This window comes from Bacillus sp. m3-13, from assembly GCF_000175075.1.
In the GTDB taxonomy this organism is placed as follows: Bacteria; Bacillota; Bacilli; order Bacillales; family Bacillaceae_I; genus Sutcliffiella_A; species Sutcliffiella_A horikoshii_C.
The window spans coordinates 1-18,305 of the sequence record NZ_ACPC01000015.1 but is presented as its reverse complement, the minus strand read 5'-3'; the positions used below and the strand labels follow the sequence as shown (position 1 = coordinate 18,305).

The 18,305-nt window shown below is 41.3% G+C and carries 20 protein-coding genes; all 20 read right to left on the bottom strand.

Going from position 1 to position 18,305, the window contains the following annotated elements:
* On the bottom strand, window positions 1–807 hold the full coding sequence (gene trpA / locus M313_RS0106865; protein ID WP_010193667.1) for a tryptophan synthase subunit alpha: 807 nt from the start codon (window positions 805–807) through the stop codon (window positions 1–3).
* Window positions 804–2,003 carry a tryptophan synthase subunit beta gene (gene trpB / locus M313_RS0106860; protein WP_010193666.1) on the bottom strand — a complete coding sequence of 400 codons (1,200 nt, stop codon included), beginning with the start codon at window positions 2,001–2,003 and terminating at the stop codon, window positions 804–806. The genes trpA and trpB overlap by 4 nt, the downstream gene beginning before the upstream one ends.
* Window positions 1,978–2,643 carry a phosphoribosylanthranilate isomerase gene (locus M313_RS0106855; protein ID WP_010193665.1) on the bottom strand — a complete coding sequence of 222 codons (666 nt, stop codon included), beginning with the start codon at window positions 2,641–2,643 and terminating at the stop codon, window positions 1,978–1,980. The genes trpB and M313_RS0106855 overlap by 26 nt, the downstream gene beginning before the upstream one ends.
* Window positions 2,636–3,400: an indole-3-glycerol phosphate synthase TrpC gene (gene trpC / locus M313_RS0106850; RefSeq protein WP_010193664.1), complete on the bottom strand. Its 765-nt coding sequence runs from the start codon at window positions 3,398–3,400 to the stop codon at window positions 2,636–2,638. The genes M313_RS0106855 and trpC overlap by 8 nt, the downstream gene beginning before the upstream one ends.
* Entirely contained in the window at window positions 3,390–4,415 is a 1,026-nt protein-coding gene (gene trpD / locus M313_RS0106845; protein ID WP_010193663.1) for an anthranilate phosphoribosyltransferase, read from the bottom strand. The genes trpC and trpD overlap by 11 nt, the downstream gene beginning before the upstream one ends.
* A complete protein-coding gene (trpE, locus tag M313_RS0106840; RefSeq protein ID WP_010193660.1) occupies window positions 4,408–5,922 on the bottom strand; it encodes an anthranilate synthase component I in 1,515 nt (504 codons plus the stop codon). The genes trpD and trpE overlap by 8 nt, the downstream gene beginning before the upstream one ends.
* A gap of 290 nt (window positions 5,923–6,212) precedes the next feature.
* Entirely contained in the window at window positions 6,213–6,593 is a 381-nt protein-coding gene (aroH, locus tag M313_RS0106835; protein WP_010193658.1) for a chorismate mutase, read from the bottom strand.
* A 16-nt stretch (window positions 6,594–6,609) separates the two neighbouring features.
* Complete coding sequence (aroB, locus tag M313_RS0106830; protein WP_010193656.1) at window positions 6,610–7,704, bottom strand: 3-dehydroquinate synthase; 1,095 nt, start codon at window positions 7,702–7,704, stop codon at window positions 6,610–6,612.
* Window positions 7,688–8,860 carry a chorismate synthase gene (gene aroC, locus M313_RS0106825; protein WP_010193655.1) on the bottom strand — a complete coding sequence of 391 codons (1,173 nt, stop codon included), beginning with the start codon at window positions 8,858–8,860 and terminating at the stop codon, window positions 7,688–7,690. The genes aroB and aroC overlap by 17 nt, the downstream gene beginning before the upstream one ends.
* Window positions 8,861–8,987: 127 nt before the next feature.
* Window positions 8,988–9,770 carry a CheR family methyltransferase gene (locus tag M313_RS0106820; RefSeq protein WP_010193653.1) on the bottom strand — a complete coding sequence of 261 codons (783 nt, stop codon included), beginning with the start codon at window positions 9,768–9,770 and terminating at the stop codon, window positions 8,988–8,990.
* A 325-nt stretch (window positions 9,771–10,095) separates the two neighbouring features.
* The gene (ndk, locus tag M313_RS0106815) at window positions 10,096–10,542 is read right to left on the bottom strand and encodes a nucleoside-diphosphate kinase (RefSeq protein ID WP_010193652.1); all 447 of its coding nucleotides are present in this window, start codon (window positions 10,540–10,542) and stop codon (window positions 10,096–10,098) included.
* Window positions 10,543–10,678: 136 nt separating this feature from the next.
* Window positions 10,679–11,641, bottom strand: coding sequence for a heptaprenyl diphosphate synthase component II (gene hepT / locus M313_RS0106810; RefSeq protein ID WP_010193651.1), 963 nt, complete (start codon window positions 11,639–11,641; stop codon window positions 10,679–10,681).
* Window positions 11,642–11,659: 18 nt separating this feature from the next.
* Window positions 11,660–12,373, bottom strand: coding sequence for a demethylmenaquinone methyltransferase (locus M313_RS0106805; RefSeq protein ID WP_010193650.1), 714 nt, complete (start codon window positions 12,371–12,373; stop codon window positions 11,660–11,662).
* 3 nt (window positions 12,374–12,376) lie between these two features.
* Window positions 12,377–13,195, bottom strand: a complete 819-nt coding sequence (locus M313_RS0106800; protein WP_010193649.1) for a heptaprenyl diphosphate synthase component 1 — start codon at window positions 13,193–13,195, stop codon at window positions 12,377–12,379.
* A 254-nt stretch (window positions 13,196–13,449) separates the two neighbouring features.
* The gene (gene mtrB, locus M313_RS0106795) at window positions 13,450–13,671 is read right to left on the bottom strand and encodes a trp RNA-binding attenuation protein MtrB (RefSeq protein WP_010193648.1); all 222 of its coding nucleotides are present in this window, start codon (window positions 13,669–13,671) and stop codon (window positions 13,450–13,452) included.
* A 30-nt stretch (window positions 13,672–13,701) separates the two neighbouring features.
* Window positions 13,702–14,268 carry a GTP cyclohydrolase I FolE gene (gene folE, locus M313_RS0106790; RefSeq protein WP_010193645.1) on the bottom strand — a complete coding sequence of 189 codons (567 nt, stop codon included), beginning with the start codon at window positions 14,266–14,268 and terminating at the stop codon, window positions 13,702–13,704.
* A 135-nt stretch (window positions 14,269–14,403) separates the two neighbouring features.
* Window positions 14,404–14,676: a non-specific DNA-binding protein Hbs gene (gene hbs / locus M313_RS0106785; protein WP_010193643.1), complete on the bottom strand. Its 273-nt coding sequence runs from the start codon at window positions 14,674–14,676 to the stop codon at window positions 14,404–14,406.
* 505 nt (window positions 14,677–15,181) lie between these two features.
* Entirely contained in the window at window positions 15,182–16,660 is a 1,479-nt protein-coding gene (spoIVA, locus tag M313_RS0106780; RefSeq protein WP_010193642.1) for a stage IV sporulation protein A, read from the bottom strand.
* 247 nt (window positions 16,661–16,907) lie between these two features.
* Window positions 16,908–17,639, bottom strand: a complete 732-nt coding sequence (locus M313_RS0106775) for a YphF family lipoprotein (RefSeq protein WP_010193641.1) — start codon at window positions 17,637–17,639, stop codon at window positions 16,908–16,910.
* A gap of 21 nt (window positions 17,640–17,660) precedes the next feature.
* Window positions 17,661–17,867: a DUF2768 domain-containing protein gene (locus M313_RS0106770; RefSeq protein WP_010193639.1), complete on the bottom strand. Its 207-nt coding sequence runs from the start codon at window positions 17,865–17,867 to the stop codon at window positions 17,661–17,663.
* Window positions 17,868–18,305: the final 438 nt, after the last annotated feature.

The following is an 18,305-nucleotide window of genomic DNA, read 5'->3' as shown; positions in this document are numbered from 1 at the left end:
TCACCTTTCTGCTAAAAGTGGAGAAATAAGCTCCTCTATTTGTTCTTTTAATTCATGCAATGTTTTTTCTTCATCAACTTTAAATTGCTTTTCTTTTTGTTCAATCATTTTTATGAGTGCACTCCCCACCACAAAGCCATCACAATATGGTTTTAAGGTTTGTATGTGTTCACTCTCTGAAATTCCGAATCCTACTGCAGTCGGGACGTTGCTTTTCTTTTTCACTTCTTCAAGAAAAGCGTATAACTCCTCCGAAAATTCCTTACGCACTCCTGTCACGCCAAGGGATGAGATACAATATAGAAACCCTTGGGCGTGTTCCGTGATCGTATTCATCCGATCTTTGGATGTTGGGGCAACAAGCGATATATACGTAATAGCATGTTCGCTGCATTTCTCTCGTATGCGCCCACTCTCTTCGTACGGAAGGTCAGGAATAAGGAGCCCATCGACCTGATTTTGCTTCGCTAAAGCGAAAAAGGATTCTTCTCCTAATTGTAACACAGGATTGAAATACGTAAAGAGTATGATCGGAATTTTCAGTCCTCTTCTTCTCATTTCTCCTGCAAGCTCCATGGTGCTCGTTATGGTTGTTTTATGGGCCAAAGCCCGCTTGGAAGCACGCTGTATGACAGGTCCATCGGCTAACGGATCGGAGTACGGTACTCCAAGCTCTAGCACGGATGCGCCCGCTTCTTCTAAAAGGAGGGCCAGCTTTATCGTCAATTCCGGTGTAGGGTCTCCAGACATGATAAATGGAATAAACAGCTTGTCATGTTTTGGTAATCTCTCTAGGTACGTTGTCATTCTACTGTCCCCTCCATTCTATTCATTAATGTATGCACGTCTTTGTCGCCCCGCCCCGATAAACAAACAAGGACCGTTTGATCACTTGGCATCTTTGCCGCTTCTTTATACGCAGTTGCCAGAGCGTGTGCCGACTCGATTGCCGGGATGATGCCCTCTTCCTTTGCAAGTATATGAAGGGCCTCCAACGCTTCCTCATCTGTCACACTTTGGTATTCCACTCTGTTGCTGTCTTTCAAATAGGCATGCTCCGGTCCGATACCAGGATAATCCAGGCCTGCTGAAATGGAATAAGGCTCAATGATCTGGCCGTGTTCATCTTGAATAAGATACGTCAGGGAGCCATGGATCACTCCCTTTGTCCCTTTCGTTAAGGTTGCAGCGTGAAGTGGTGTATCGATACCTTTTCCGGCAGCTTCCACGCCGATAAGTTCCACTGCATCGTCCACAAATGGCGCAAACATTCCAATTGCATTAGAGCCGCCACCTACACAGGCTACAATTTTATCAGGCAACCCTCTTTCTCTTTCTTGGAACTGTCTCTTTGATTCTTCCCCGATCACTCGTTGAAATTCCCTTACCATATATGGATACGGATGGGGACCAACAACCGAGCCAATCATATAAAAATGGTCTTCACAATGCTGCACCCAGTAGCGAATAGCTTCATTGGTGGCATCTTTTAGCGTTTTATTGCCGCTTGTAGCAGGTATTACTTCTGCCCCGAGTAATTTCATACGAAAAACGTTTAACGCTTGACGCTCAATGTCCTCTTCCCCCATGAACACCTTGCACTCCAATCCAAACTTGGCAGCAACTGTTGCGGCTGCTACTCCATGTTGTCCTGCCCCTGTTTCTGCGATAATTTTCTTTTTGCCCAAGCGCTTAGCAAGTAATGCCTGGCCAATGGCGTTATTTATTTTATGTGCACCTGTGTGATTTAGATCTTCTCTTTTTAGGTAGATTTTCGCTCCGCCAATTCGACTTGTCAGTTTTTCAGCATATGTCAACGCTGTCGGTCTGCCGGAATACTCCTTCAAATAATAGTGATAGTCTTCTAGAAAGGTTGGATCTTTCAGGGCCTTTTGCAAGCCTTGTTCTAGTTCCTCCAACGGCAGCATCAATGTTTCAGGCACATACTTGCCCCCGAACTCTCCAAATCTACCGAAGCTATCTGGTGTTTGTACGTTTGTCATGTTCCCTCACCATTCTTTCTATCAGATTCATTTTCTCTTCACTTTTAGCAAAATTCTCTTCTATTCCACTTGATAGATCGATTCCTTGTGGAGAAAAGGGTAACAACTCTTGTAAGGTCTCTACATTTATCCCGCCCGCAATCAAATATGGAATATCATTTTCACACGAAACCTTATCATAAAGCGGGATATGGCCCCAATTGAAGCTTATTCCCGTCCCACCGTACTGATTGCCGACCTTTTTATCTACCACAAAACCATCTATCGTTCCCAGAAAAGGTTTTAATTTATCTACAGTAGATTCATCTTCATGGTGGATCACCTTCCAAATATCTACATCACTCTCTGCCTTCAAGTCTTTTATAAAAGTCAGGTCCTCATCTCCGTGACACTGAACGACATCGAGCGGAACTGTGCGGACTGCATGAAGGATGAACTCTTTACTTTGATTAACAAAGATTCCTACAAGCCGCTTGTTCCGAGGATGAACAAGCGCTACCCATTGTGCCACCTGATCGGGTGTTACCTGACGCTTACTCCTCGCAAAAACGAAGCCTAGATAATCTGCGTCGGTCTTTACAGATGCCTCATAATCTTCCAAGCTTTTGTTGCCACATAATTTCACCTTCGTTTTAAACACGTTCAAGCTCTCCAAATAATCTTCTTACTCCAATCCCTGGGGTTTGGTCTTTCATGAACGCTTCCCCAACCAGCACGGCTTTTGCACCAAACTCTTTTACTTGGCGCAGGTCCTCTGCAGTCAGTATGCCGCTTTCACTCACAAGCAAGGAAGAGCTTGGTATGTGAGCTGAGAGTTCCTTGGTCGTTTGAATATCTGTTTCAAAGGTTGCTAGATTTCTATTATTGACTCCAATGATCTTTGGAGTGATTGTTTGCAGGAGTTGTGACAACCTATCCAGGCTGTGCACTTCCACCAGTACATCTAAGCCTAAATCTGTTGCTTGTTTATATAATGCTGCCAGTTTTTTATCGGTAAGAATTTCTGCTATCAACAAAATCGCATCTGCTCCAATACGGGCACTTTCCTCAACTTGAATCGGATCTATAATAAAATCTTTTCTCAGTACAGGAAGGCTTGTTGTTTCCTTTACCATCATCAGATCGTGTTTTGAACCTTTAAAATAGGTCTGATCTGTGAGGACGGATATCGCATCCACTCCAACTTTTTCATATTCCGCTCCAATATCGATAGGAGCAAAGCTTTCTTTTAAGATCCCCTTTGATGGGGAAGCCTTTTTCATTTCTGCTATCACGCCTATATGACGCTTGGGATTGGCAAGTGCCTCGTAAAAGGAGTAACGCTGTACCTGTTTCTGGGAAGGAAGTGTTAAATTTTTTACTTCCACCTTTTTCGTCTCTACAATGTTAGTTAACATGTTCCGTCACCCCTGCCTTCTTTAGTTGCTGTAATAGTTCGTACGGTTTATTTTCCTCAATTAATTGGAGGGCAAGCTCTACACCCTCATGGATCGTATCGGTAATTCCTGATACATACAGAGCCGCACCAGCATTCAAACAAACGATATTTCGTGCATTTTCATTGCTTTTGTTTTGAAAAATCTGTTTGATAAGATGGGCACTCTGCAAACTGTTACATACCTGAATGTCTTCCAGTCGGCCTCGTTCAAACCCAAAATCCTCTGGAGTTATCGTATAAGAGGATATTTTTCCGTTTTTCACTTCCACCACATGCGTGCTTGCAGTAATCGTAATTTCATCTAACCCATCTTCCCCAGCTACAATCAATACATGTTCGGAGCCGAGCTCATTTAACACTTCTGCCATCTTATATGCATAATCGGCCGAAAACACCCCGATTACTTGTTTTTTACAACGAACAGGATTGGCTAAAGGACCAAGCAGATTAAAGATAGTCCGGAAACCGATTTCCTTTCTAGGAGCGACCGCATGCTTCATTGCCTCGTGATAGATAGGGGCAAATAGAAAGCTCATTCCGTTTACTTTAAGGTTTTCCGTCGCTTCTTCTAATGTTTGTTGGACAGGAAGTTGCAACTGTTCCAACACATCCGCACTACCACTGGAAGAAGAAACTGCCCGATTTCCATGTTTGGCTACTTTTGCCCCGCCGCTTGCCGCCACAATTGCAGAAGCTGTAGAAATATTGAAGGTAGAGGCGCCATCTCCTCCTGTACCGCATGTGTCTATTAAATGAGGGTGCGTATAAGATATTGGCTTCATGTGGCCTCGCATCGCTTTTGTGAAACCCAACATCTCCTCAAAGCTCTCCCCGCGGAATCTGAGGATAGAGATGAAACTTGCAATCTGACTGGAGGTGACTTCCCCTTTCATCATTAGATCCATCGCACTTTCCGCTTCTTCTGCTCTAAGGTTCGCTCCATCTATTAATTTTGTTAAATAGGCTTTAAACATAGCTGCAAGACCCTCCCGTCTTTTTTGCAAAATATTTATTTGCTAGTTGGATTGTTTCAATTAATGCTGAGGCTTTATTTACCGTTTCTTTATATTCCAGTTCTGGAACAGAATCTGCCACGACACCAGCACCTGCCTGAACATAAAAGCTGTTGCCGCGTTTTTGAATGGTCCGGATGGTAATGCAAGAATCGATGTTTCCGTCAAAACCGATATAACAAATTGCCCCGGCGTATGTGTTTCTTACTGTCGGCTCAAGCTCTTGCAAGATCTGCATCGCCCTTACCTTTGGTGCGCCGGAAACTGTACCAGCGGGAAATGCTGCGAGCAAGGCTTCCACAGGTGTGTAGTTTGGAGCAAGTTCTGCCTTTACGATAGAAATAAGGTGCATCACCCTTGAAAAATAAACAAGCTCTTTCATGACCGGCGTATGAACGGAACCGTATTTGGCGACCCTTCCTAAATCGTTTCGCGCAAGATCGACAAGCATATAATGTTCGGCCTGTTCTTTTTCATCTTGCATTAGGTCTTTTGCAAGCTTCTGGTCTGCCTCTTCCGTTTTTCCTCTTTTTCTCGTACCGGCAATCGGATGAATCTCTAACTTCTTATCCTGAATTTGTATTAACCTCTCGGGAGAACTTCCTATCAGTTCCATTTCGTCATATTTAAGATAAAACAAGTAAGGAGAGGGATTTTGCCTTCTTAGCACTCGGTAAACATCAAATCCTTCCATGTCAGCTTCCAACTCAAAACGCTGGGAAAGGACACATTGAAAGATGTCACCTGTTTGGATATATTTTTTAATCTTTTCTACATGTTCAATGAATCTCTCTTTTGTGTAATTAGACTGAACAGGAAGCTCCGCCTTTTCATTATCTGCTTCCACAAGAGGGTCGCTTTCTTGTCGTTTTCTTATTAGAGACACTTTTTCAAGAATTGATTGTTTTGCCTGATTAAATCTATCCTGTAGTTCTTTTTCATTTTCCTCTCCATCTAAACGAATATAATGAATAAAATGTAATTCATTTTCCTTATGATCACATACGACTATATTCTCGCAATACAATAGATTTGCTGTGTGTTCTCCTCCGTAAGATGGGTGCATTGGCACTTTTTCGATTGTCGGGATAAAATCATAACTTAGATAGCCAACTGCTCCCCCTGTAAATCCTACCTTTTTTTCCAGGAGCTTTACTTGCAGTAGTTTGTTAGCTTGTTGGATGACTTCATTCAATTCATTTGATTGAAAGAAGATGTGGTTGGTCTTTTCTTCCCGTAAAGAAATGGTGGTATCCTCAGCTGTTATCTTCAAAAATGGATTCAATCCAATAAAAGAATACCTCGCCCAGTCTGATTTGGGCTCTTTACTTTCTAATAGATAGACCGCTTCTTTTCGTAAAGCCTGAAAGATAGAAACGGGTGTTAACGTGTCTTCAAAAAAACTTTCCATAATGGGAATGGTTTTATAATGTTTGCTTGCATGTAGGAATTCTGCAAACTGTTGCATATGATCTCCTCCATTTTCACGTAATGGAGAATGAGTTTGTAACGAGGCGTTACAGAATGAGGAAAAACAAAAACCCAAAGACAGAGGATAGTCTTTGGGTAGATTTATAGAATACATTCTAACCTCAGCTAATCTCGACTCATTCTCAGCTATTCTCTTCTCAACTCGGCTCAATAATAAAAATATTGGTTTTGGTCTTACTCTTTGGCTCTATAGCCCTCAACTTGTTACTCTCTAAACTAATCTCTAAACTGTTTTGTTACTTGTAAGTACTATATGATAGAAGATTGCTAATTGTCAACCGATAAAGTTTTTGCAAGGTCCGGTCGTAAGCTTACCGCATCATGCAAGTAAATATGCTGAATGTCCTTTTGCGCGACTTCTGTGTTGACAGTCATCATAATTCTGATACAGGAAGGCAGTGAGTTCGGTACAGCAATCTCTTTCGTACACATGACAGGGACATAATCCCAGCCTTCAAGATTTCGGAGCGCTTTGGCCGGGAAACATGCCGTGATATCTGCTGTTACAGAAATAAGAACTTGCGCGACATCTTCGGCCACAATGTTGTTCGCTTCAATCATGTTTGTTAATAATTCTTCTGTTTTACAGATGATTTCTTTTTCAGAATTCTCCAGTATGGTTGTTGCGCCTCTTACACCACGAATCACCGAATTCCCCCCTTTTTTAATAAAATTCTTGTAACGTTTCTAGTATGAGTTCATCTGATACGGTACGCAATTCTACATTTCCTACTGACTGTATCAATACCATATGTATATGACTGTTCTGTGTTTTTTTGTCTTTTTTCATCCAACCTAACAGTTCTTCTGGGGATACAGATGATCTAATCTTTGTTGGAAAACCGTAACGGTTCCACGATTCTATCAAGTCAGCGGTTAGATTAAGGTTGGCATTCAGCTTTTCACTTAATCTTGTCGCAAAAAGCATCCCAAGCGCTACCCCGTCTCCATGCGTTATTTTTCCATATCCATAAGCAGCTTCAAGAGAATGACCTAATGTATGACCAAAATTCAAGATCGCCCGCAAGCCTGTCTCTTTTTCATCATTGGATACGACTTCCGCTTTGATTTTAATTCCGTTTTCCAAGCATACAAGCAGCCGCTCTTCTGTTAGGTCGGCCAGACTTTTAATGTTTTCTTTTATCCAATGATAGAATGCTTCGTCCCAGATAAGGGAATGCTTCACCACTTCGGCAAAGCCTGAGCGCATTTCACTATCAGGCAGGCTCTTTAAAAAATCCACGTCATATATAACCGCTTCGGGCTGATAAAAGGAGCCAATCATATTCTTCCCGAGCGGATGATTGATGGCAACCTTCCCTCCGACTGCACTGTCATGGGCAAGGAGTGTGGTAGGAACTTGAATGAATTTGATTCCCCTCATAAAGGTCGAGGCAACAAACCCCGCAATGTCACCGACCACACCCCCACCAAGAGCGATGATGGCAGAATGGCGGTCCAATCCATTTTCAAGCGCAAATGTCTGAATGGCATAATAATTCTCAAATGACTTGGCTTCTTCCCCATTAGGAAGTACATAAGAATGGACGGTAAAGCGTTGCGTTAAACTTAAGACTATTTCAGAAAGGTACAGGTCAGCAACTAGATCATCTGTCACAATAAGCACCTTACTTGGTTTCTTTTCAAAAGATCCAAGTAAACGTGGCAGTTGTTCTATTACTTCTTTTCCTAAAAATACAGGATACTCCTTTGAATCAGTCTGAACGACAACCTGTTTGCTGTTAAAATTTTGCGGCATGTTCTCTCATCCTTTGGACATTTTCCTTAATAAGGTCCATTCTGTCCTGTCCGAACTGTTCTACGATCGCTTGAGCGATTTCCCATGCGACCACTGCTTCCGCCACCACGCTTGCCGCTGGTACCGCACAACTGTCGGACCGTTCAATGCTAGCCTGGAAGGGCTCTTTTGTATCAATATCAACGCTTTGAAGCGGCTTGTATAGAGTAGGAATTGGTTTCATGACACCTCTTACCACAATCGGCATCCCGGTCGTCATGCCGCCTTCAAAACCTCCAAGGTTATTGGATAGACGGTAATAGCCGCGTTCCTCGCTCCAGGCAATCTCATCATGAACCTTACTGCCAGGAAGGCTGGCTGCTTGGAACCCAACGCCAAACTCCACACCTTTGAAAGCATTGATGCTCATAATGGATGCTGCAACCTTTGCATCTAACTTTCGATCATAATGCACGTAACTTCCTACCCCAGCAGGTACGCCCTCGACAATGACCTCGACGATACCGCCAATAGAATCTCCGTTCTCTTTGGCTGTGTCAATCGCATCCATCATCTGTTGCTCTACTTTTTTATCGTAGCAACGAACTGGAGAAGCTTCAGTTTGCGCTTTTAAGTCATCAAGATTTGAAATAGACTGTGGCTCCGCTTTTACGCCACCGATTTCCGTTACATGTCCTGCAACCTTTATACCTAGTTCAGCGAGGAATTTTCTTGCAACAGCACCTGCTGCTACCCTTACTGTCGTTTCCCTTGCGGAAGAACGCTCTAGGACATTTCTCATATCACGGTGACCGTATTTAATCGCACCGTTTAAATCAGCGTGTCCAGGTCGGGGTTTTGTTACCTTGCGCTTTACCTCTTCTTGATCTTCTTGGGAAAGGGGCTCTATCCCCATAATTTTTGTCCAATGCTTCCAATCATCATTTGTTACTGCCAAAGTTATGGGAGAACCTAACGTTTGACCATGACGAACTCCACTTAGAATATCTACGGTATCCTTTTCTATTTGCATTCTTCGGCCACGGCCATGCCCCTTCTGTCTTCTTGCCAGATCATCATTAATGTCCTCGACAGTCAGTGGCAGCCCAGCTGGGACACCTTCCAATATGGTTGTCAATTGCGGTCCATGAGACTCGCCAGCAGTCAAATATCTCATCGTCATCAGCCTCTCCTTTATCTCTTTAAAGCTTTTAAGCATGTAAGTGAAATTAATTATGTAATACTATAACACAAGTGTAGCGGATTGTTCTAGTAAAAAAATAATCGGCAGTATAGTTTGAACGTTATATCTTCCTATAAAAAAACGTGTCCACCACTTCAAAGCCGTACTGTGCAGGCTGGAAAATCTGCTCGGTACTCCCTACAAAAAGAATGCCACCCTTTTTGAGCGAATTACTGAATTTATGGTAAAGCCGCTCCTTGGCTTCCTCTGTAAAATAAATCAATACGTTCCGGCAGACAATTAAATCGTGTCCAGTTTCAAAAGGATCCGAGAGTAAATTGAGTCTTTTAAAAATCACGGTATTTTTTATTTCATCTTTCACCTTATAGTAACCATCTTGCTTGATGAAAAATTTATTTTTAACTCCCGTTGGAACTTCTTGCAGCGATCGTTCCTGATATGTAGCTAGCTTTGCTCTTGCAATGACATTTGCATCTATATCTGTCGCTTTGATTTTTACATCTTTTAATGGCAGGAAGTTGCTTAGGACCATTGAGAGTGTATATGGCTCCTCTCCTGTGGAACATGCAGCACTCCAAACCTTGGGACTTTTGTTTTGTTTAATCAATTCAGGGAGGATCTTTTTCTCTAAGATCTCCCAACGCTTGTAATTGCGATAGAACTCAGAAACATTTATAGTCATTCGATCGAGAAATTCGAAAAGTTCTTCCCGATTTTGATCAAGAAGTAGGTAATATTCATTAAAATTCTTAAGGCCCTTTTTTTCGTAGAGTGAGGTCAGCCTTCGTTTCATCTGCCCTTCTTTATACAATGCCAGGTCAATGCCTGTCTTCTTTTTTATTTGTTCAATAAACTGATTGTAATCGTCCCTCATGCTATTCATCTACTTTCTCTCTATATCTGTAATTTTAGTATAGCTGATTTGAGATTGAAGGGGGGACGTAGCTTCAAAAAATTTTCCGAAGCACCTTCTACACTTAAATTAGTACCTTCTACCGTTTGGACTTCTACCTTCTACATTTCCCAGCATATCTTCTACATTTCCCAAACAACCTTCTACCTCTTAGCTCAAATGTTCTACAAATTACCCCTCCTAACTAAAAAGCAATCACCGTAATTCGTCCCCACCATCAAAAAAATCAAAAAAACACCCTTCTCAAACTAAGAAGGGTGCCTCCAGATAAAGCGTTTTCAATTTATCGCAAAAATTAGTAGATCCAGTTATTTACGTCTTTTTTGTACTCAACAAGACCTTCACCTTTGAAGAAAAGACCAATTTCACGCTCAGCACTCTCGGAAGAATCAGAACCGTGAATGATGTTCTTGCCTACGATAACGCCGTACTCTCCGCGGATAGTTCCAGGAGCTGCATCTTTAGGGTTTGTAGCACCCATCATGTGACGAGCGGTAGCGATTACATTTTCACCCTGCCAAACCATTGCGAATACCGGACCAGAAGTGATGAATTCTACTAGCTCTCCAAAGAAAGGACGCTCTTTATGTTCACCGTAGTGCTCTTCTGCCAATTCAGTTGGAATTTGCATTAATTTTGCACCAACAAGTTGGAAACCTTTTTTTTCAAAACGAGAAACGATTTCACCGATAAGGTTACGTTGTACGCCATCAGGCTTTACCATTAAAAATGTTTTTTCCATAATAATTTCTCCACCCCATTACGATTATGTAAGGTTAGGTAAACCCTAACCTACCAAAATATATCACGGTTTTTATAGTTTCGCAACAGAAGATGGAGAATTATCGTAATATTTTACAAAGTTCACGAAATTGGGCTTAATATTTACGTTTTCCAATGTACTTTGCCACATTGTTGAAGGTGCGTTTTGCAAGTCCGTTCGGAAGTTTCTCAAGCTCCTTGAAAGCTCTCTCCAGATAACGGTCGCTAAGTGCAAAGGAACGGTCAATGGCATCAGATCTTTTGATCAACTCAATGATTTCCTTTATTTCCCCTGAATTACTGTGTTCGTGAATAGTACGAATCTTTTCGTTCAATGGAGGCGATTCCATCGCATAAAGAACAGGCAACGTAATATTTCCCTGTAGAAGGTCACTTCCGGCAGGTTTTCCAAGTTGTTCTTCTGTGGATGTAAAATCTAATATATCATCTGTAATTTGGAAAGACATTCCAACATAGTAACCAAACCAATAAAGGCTCTGATGAACAGATGCTGGGACTCCGGAGGTTATGGCACCTAGTTGACAGCTGACGGCAATAAGGATGGCGGTCTTCCTTTTGATTCTTCGCAAGTATGTCCGTAAGTTCTGATCATAGTTATATTTATCCCGGATCTGTTCAATCTCCCCTTTACAGAGTTCGACAAGTGTATTGGAAAGGATGCGGTGAGCCTCAATGTCCTCCACTTTTGTCATCATTTCAAGGGATCTTGCAAATATATAGTCGCCCGTGTACATCGCGATACGGTTATCCCACTTTGCTTTTATGGTGGACTTGCCTCGCCTTAACTCCGCGTCATCGATAACATCGTCGTGAACTAGGGATGCCATATGCATGAGTTCTAGGGCGACGGCTACATTTTTGACCTTATGGATGTCGTAAGCTCCTAATTTTGCGGCTAATAGGACAAAGACCGGTCGAATTCTCTTTCCCCCGGCCTGCAGCAAATGTAACGACGCCTCTTGTAACAAAGCTCGCTCTGTTTGAATGGTAGCTTCTAATTCATTTTCAATTATTTGTAAATCGTTATTTAAAAAGGAATACATCATCTTTAATTTCATGTAGGTCACCTTTACAAACTATTTTCTAGGTTTAACTCCTAAATGCATGGCAGCAACTCCACCTGTATATGCCTTAACCTCAACTGGTTGGAAACCTACTTTTTCATACATTACTTTTAGTTCTTTCGATCCTGGGAAGTCTTTAGCCGATTCATGTAACCAGGCGTATTCATTATAGCTTTTAGCGAAAACCTTTCCAAGCATCGGCATTACGTATTGAAAATAAAGAAAATAGACTTGACGGAAGCCTGGCATAGTAGGTTGTGATGTTTCTAGACAAACGACCTTCCCTCCAGGTTTTACCACCCTGTACATCTCTTTCAACACTTGAAAATAGTCAGGAACATTTCGCAAACCGAAACCTATCGTGACATAATCAAAAGAATTATCTTCAAACGGTAGTGCCATCGCATTTCCATGGATCAATTCAATATTACTCTTACCTAGGTTTTTCACTTTTTCTTTGCCGATAGAAAGCATGTTTTCACTAAAGTCCAGGCCAACCACTTTCCCACTCGCTCCGACTGCTTCTGCCATCGAAATCGTCCAGTCCGCTGTTCCGCAGCATACGTCCAATGCTTTGGAGCCCTCTGCCACATTCATTCTTTTCATCGTATCCTTTCGCCAAGCTACATGACGTTGGAAGCTGATGACGGAATTCATTTTGTCATAGTTTTTATATATTTTTTCAAAAACATTATGAACACGCTCTTCTTTAGATGGATGTTGCATGGCTTACCCTTCTTCCGCATACTTTTTCGATGAAAATGGGATTTCATAAAAAAGTTCTTGTATTCTTGATTCTAATAGTTTGTTCATTGCTGGGATCGAATGCGTCAACTGTTCTATTTTTTGTTTAATATGATCAATATACCGGTCTATAAGGTATAACATGTAGGTTTCCTGTTCTTTGGATGCGACGTCCTTTTCCCCTTTTGAGAAAGCGATCCTTCGCAATGTTTCAAACAGGAACGTTGATCTTTCGTGACAAAAAAGTTTGCGTTCTTGAATTAAGCGCTTTAATAAAAGGAAGTTGCCGCTTAATTCTTTCAGAACCGAGTTGGAGAAAAAGCCAGATACGGACTGAATAAGAGAAGACTCGATTTTTCCCAGGCTGTCCATTAATGGTTCAATTCCTTCGAGCTCTTTATGATAATAGGCAATTTTATGTTCATTTATTTGTTTTATGGAATGTGCGAGTGTTTTGATCATAGAAATATCATTAACATCTGCCAGGAGCCTGTAATAAAGGCCACTATAAAAATCCCCTGCTAAAACAGTTAATTGACGGCTTTTTTCATCGCCTTCTTGTAGCTGACCTGCTTTTGCATTTGTCACCAAATCATGGGTATCAAGGGCTATCTGGACAAGCATGGTTGATAATATGTATTGTTCTTTTTTTTCATCAGATATATCAATGGATTCCAAGATAGAATAAAGCAGCAATAATTTATCCTCATCAATGGCAGGGTATTCAATATGTTTAATTAAATATGGATGTGTAATCAGATTATGTAGTTTCTCTTTTATTTTGGATATATGTATATGACTCACTAAAGACCACCCTTGTTCCCTTTTCTTGACTGACGTCGTCCGTTTAACAAAAGATCTACAGACGATAGAGTCGAACTAAAATAGACAAAGTTAATTATAGCACATTAGTGAAGCATATTGTTAAAATGGGCTATCTTTCTTTAGTTTAACCCGCTATTGAATAGATAATAAGAAAAGCAGAGAAATATTTATTCTTCTGCTTTCTTACTCAGGACATATAATCGCTTTTATAGTATGAAAGTTAATCTTTTGCGTCAGTCTGTTTCCATTTCTCCATGGGAAGATTGGATGAGCGCTTTTCCTCTTATCTTGATTGCGGAGGTATGCTCTGTGAACTGGGCAATCATCACTTCTCCTCTGTCAAGCTTTTCGGAATGGTGGAAACGAGTGTCTGTTCCTCGTGTAAGTCCAATGACACTAACCCCGTCTTCCTTCGCTTTGATCACAATAAAGTCGTTCGTGTTAGATTGACTCATGACAATCCTCCTTCTAGTTTATAGTATGGGTTACCCTTTAATTAAAGATAAAACTTCCGCTCTTGCTGCAGGATCATTTTCCAGCACCCCACGGACAGCAGACGTGATCGTCATTGCACCTGGTTTTTTAACACCACGCATCGTCATGCACATGTGTTCTGCTTCCACTACAACCATTACCCCATGTGGATCAAGGGATTCTACAATAGATTCTGCTATGGTAGAAGTAATTCTTTCTTGGAGTTGCGGTCTTTTTGCAACCGCCTCCACTGCACGGGCAAGTTTACTGAGGCCAGTAACTTTTCCGCCTTTAGGTATGTACGCCACATGGGCTTTTCCGAAGAAAGGAACTAAGTGATGTTCACACATGGAGAAGAATGAGATGTCTTTAACAAGTACCAATTCTTCATGTGCTTCCCCGAACACTGTCTTAAAATGCTCTTTAGGGTCTTCATTTAGACCTGCAAACACTTCCGTGTACATCTTTGCCACTCGTTTTGGTGTATCTAGTAGTCCTTCTCGATTAGGATCTTCCCCGATTGCTTCTAAAATCATTCTTACTGCTTCTTCTATTTGAGCCTTATTAACTTCTATCATTTATTTATCCTCCTACATTACCGCAAAATAGCTGTAATGTGATTCTAGCATAAGTTTTTTTAAAAAAGCAAAAATAAAGAGGCGCAAACTATGCGCCTCTTTAAGATGACATTCATTTGACTATGTAGCTGTCAATTATTTCACAGCATCCTTAAGTGCTTTACCAGGTTTGAAAGCTGGTACTTTGCTTGCAGCGATTTCGATCTCTTCCCCAGTTTGTGGGTTACGACCTTTACGCGCAGCACGCTCACGTACTTCAAAGTTACCAAAACCGATTAATTGTACTTTGTCACCGTTTTTAAGTGCGTCAAGAATTGTATCGAAAACAGCATCAACTGCTTTAGTAGCATCTTTCTTAGAAAGTTCACTAGCTTCAGCAACTGCATTGATTAAATCTGTCTTGTTCATGCCATTCACCTCCTCCCAAAGGAGTTATCGCTATTCTAAACCAAAATAGCATTTTAGTCTAGCAAAAGCCTTTCGTACTAACATTTGTTCACAATTTTGATTGATTCTATACATAGTAGAATCGCTTAATCTTGTAACTAGGCTTATATTAACCCATTAAACACTAGATTTCAACAAATTTCTCATAAAAAAGTGCTTTTAGAGGAATATTTCGCCAATTAAGAGAAGATTTTCTGTTTGTAGATTAACATAAGAATCCCTCTATATCAAGCATTTCTCTGTTTTAATACACAAAAAAGAGCTTCCCATCTGTGTTATTTCCACAGTTGGGAAGCTATTAAACATTTTCGACAGAATTTTTTAAACTCCGCTGATGATTTCCGCAAATGGCTTCGCTTTCCTAGGGGCGCTGCTGGAGCCTCCTCGGCTGCGCCTGCGGGGTCTCCACCTAGCGCTATCTCCCTCAGGAGTCTTCGCCTTTTGCTTCAATCAACAGCTAGAAGACTTATAGAATTATCGCGATTAGGCCGCCGGAGCCTTCGTTGATGATTCGCTCTAGTGTTTCTTTTAGTTTGTATCTGGCGTTTTCAGGCATTAACGATATTTTCGCATGAATTCCTTCTCTAACAATGGAGCTCAGGGAGCGTCCGAAGATATCGGAATTCCAGATAGATAGAGGGTCATCCTCAAAGTCTTGCATCAGGTAGCGGACAAGTTCTTCGCTCTGCTTTTCAGTTCCGATAATCGGAGCGAATTCACTCTCCACATCCACTTTAATCATGTGAATAGATGGCGCCACCGCTTTTAATCTAACCCCAAAGCGGGATCCTTGGCGGATAATCTCTGGTTCTTCAAGACTCATATCTGTAAGAGCAGGAGAGGCAATGCCGTAACCTGTCTGTTTTACCATTTTCAGTGCGTCTGAAACTTGATCATACTCCGCTTTTGCATATGCAAAATCTTGCATTAATTGCAGCAAGTGATCTTTTCCTCGAATCTCCACTCCCACTACTTCTTTGAGGATGTGATCGTACAAATCGTCTGGAGCATATAGATCGATTTCCGCGATTCCCTGCCCCATCTCTATTCCTGCAAGGCCGGCCCTGTCAATGAATTCATACTCGCTGAATTGACCTACCACACGGTCCACGTCACGAAGACGCTTAATATCCTTCACCGTGTCTTTTACAGCCTCTTGGTAGCTTTCACGCAACCAGTGGTTATCCTTCAGGACCATAACCCAGCTTGGAAGATTAACATTCACTTCAAGTACCGGGAATTCAAATAGTGCTTCTCTTAACACATTGTAGACATCGGATTCCCTCATGCTTTCCACACTCATCGCAATTACCGGGATATCATATTTTTCACATAGCTCCCGCTTTAATGCCTCTGTTTCCGGATGATGTGGCTGTACGGTGTTGATGACCATGATGAATGGTTTGCCAACTTCTTTTAACTCTTCGACAACCCTTTCCTCTGCTTCAATGTAGTCTCTGCGAGGAATTTCACCTATGGAGCCATCTGTCGCAATGACAACACCAATGGTGGAATGTTCTTGGATTACTTTTCTGGTACCAATCTCCGCCGCCTCATGGAATGGGATTGGCTCTTCATACCAAGGAGTATTGATCATTCTCGGACCATTTTCATCTTCATAACCTTTTGCACCAGGCACCGTGTAGCCCACACAGTCTACAAGACGGATATTTACATCAAGGCCCTCATCTACTTTAACCTTTACTGCCTGGTTAGGAACAAACTTAGGCTCTGTTGTCATAATCGTTTTACCAGCTGCACTTTGCGGCAGCTCATCTTGAGCACGAGCTTTATCGGACTCGTTTCCTATATTCGGCAGAACCACTAACTCCATGAATCTTTTGATGAACGTTGATTTCCCTGTACGAACAGCTCCTACGACCCCTAAATATATATCGCCGCCCGTACGTTCAGCGATATCTTTGAAAATATCTACTTTTTCCAAGTGATTCCCTCCCGACATTTATCTTGGGATTTTCATTTTCTAGTAAGGATATAATCTATGACACTATATGTGTATGATGTTGTCCTAATTAAATATGACTACTTTAATAGAAAATTCATCCCGTTTCCCTCTTTATTTTTATATATGGTTGATATCATGAATTAGGGGGGCATTATGTTTCATGTAAATAAAACAAAAAACCCTTCTTTAGAATGTATTCTCTAAAAAAGGGTTCATGACAACTATTCTATTCTTTATTTAAAAACACTGGTTCATTGTTCTCATCTACAGTATAGGCAAGCGAGAAAGCAGGTACAAACACGGAATGTTCCACTATGATGTCACGGATGTCATCCCCTGGTTTGTAATTATGTTCATGTTCTTGCAGAAAATCGTACAAGTCAATTGAATAATCTAATTGAGCTTGTCCTGCGTTATTTAGAACAAATGGCAAGTTTTTACCTGAGATTGGACTCTCTGCAAAAGGCTCTGATTCATAGCCGAGTTTTTCCCAATCTAATTTGAATGCCTGATCATTTATTACCTCTTTGATCGGGGCATATCCGTTATTCGCGCGCTTGTACATATCAATTCTAATGTTTATATCACGAATCTGTTCGGCCACCCGAAGGTCAATGAGCTTCACTTTAGGATCTTCTTCAACATCCACAAGCACATAGAGGTAGACTCCACCACTCTCGAATGCCGTTCCAGGAGGTTCTTGTATGTATCTTGGGGATAGTTTGTTAAAATCAATTGGATACTTTTGATAGATTGGTGTCTCCATATCCCTGTCTTTTATCGGCAACAAGCCACCGGATGCCTTGCGGTATTGGTCGACTGAGGACTGAACCGCTTCAAGTTGGTCTAAATAAGGGACTTGGTTTTCCCTTAGACGATCTTGGGGATATAAACAACCTGAAAGGACGCTGCTTACCACCAGAAGTCCTACTACTAGAAAGAACCTTTTAAATTTCATAAATTATTCCTTCTTTCATCATTATTGCTCCGGTACAGGACCACTGAATACAACATAAAAAATAATTAGACCGGCAAATAGAATCAATAAAAAAGCAACCGTATTCAAAATACCTCTGATAATAGTGTTTTTCACCTTGAATCTAGTAAAATAAACCGTTAAAACGGATATAATCATGAACCCCATCGCTACAAACGAAATCCACATCTTCATTAATGCAGGTGACATCCTCATCTCTCCTTTTCCGTGAAACATTATAGCATAAGATTTACATGAAGTGAAACAACAAAAAAAGCTGAAGTAAAAGGGGCCCTTTTTACTTCAGCAGTAATAGAAAGACTAAATAATCCAATCCCACAGCTCAACCAGTGATATCCTCATACACATCTTATGCGGCACTTTACATACATGCATCGCCAAATGCCTATTTATCGTAAAAAAGCTTGTAAAAATTATGGATTTCTTTCCTGAGCACCCTCCTATGGTTTCTTCCTTATAAGTTATGCACTATTAAAGGATGGGTGTTTGTTTATTTTATGTATAGATTCATTAAGAAAAATTGGGTTTTTAGACATTAGTTTTTGGTTGATCGCCGCTGTTCCTTTACGCAAATGGCTCCGCTTTCCGCGGGACGGTGCTTGAGCCTCCTCGCTGCGCTATGGGGTC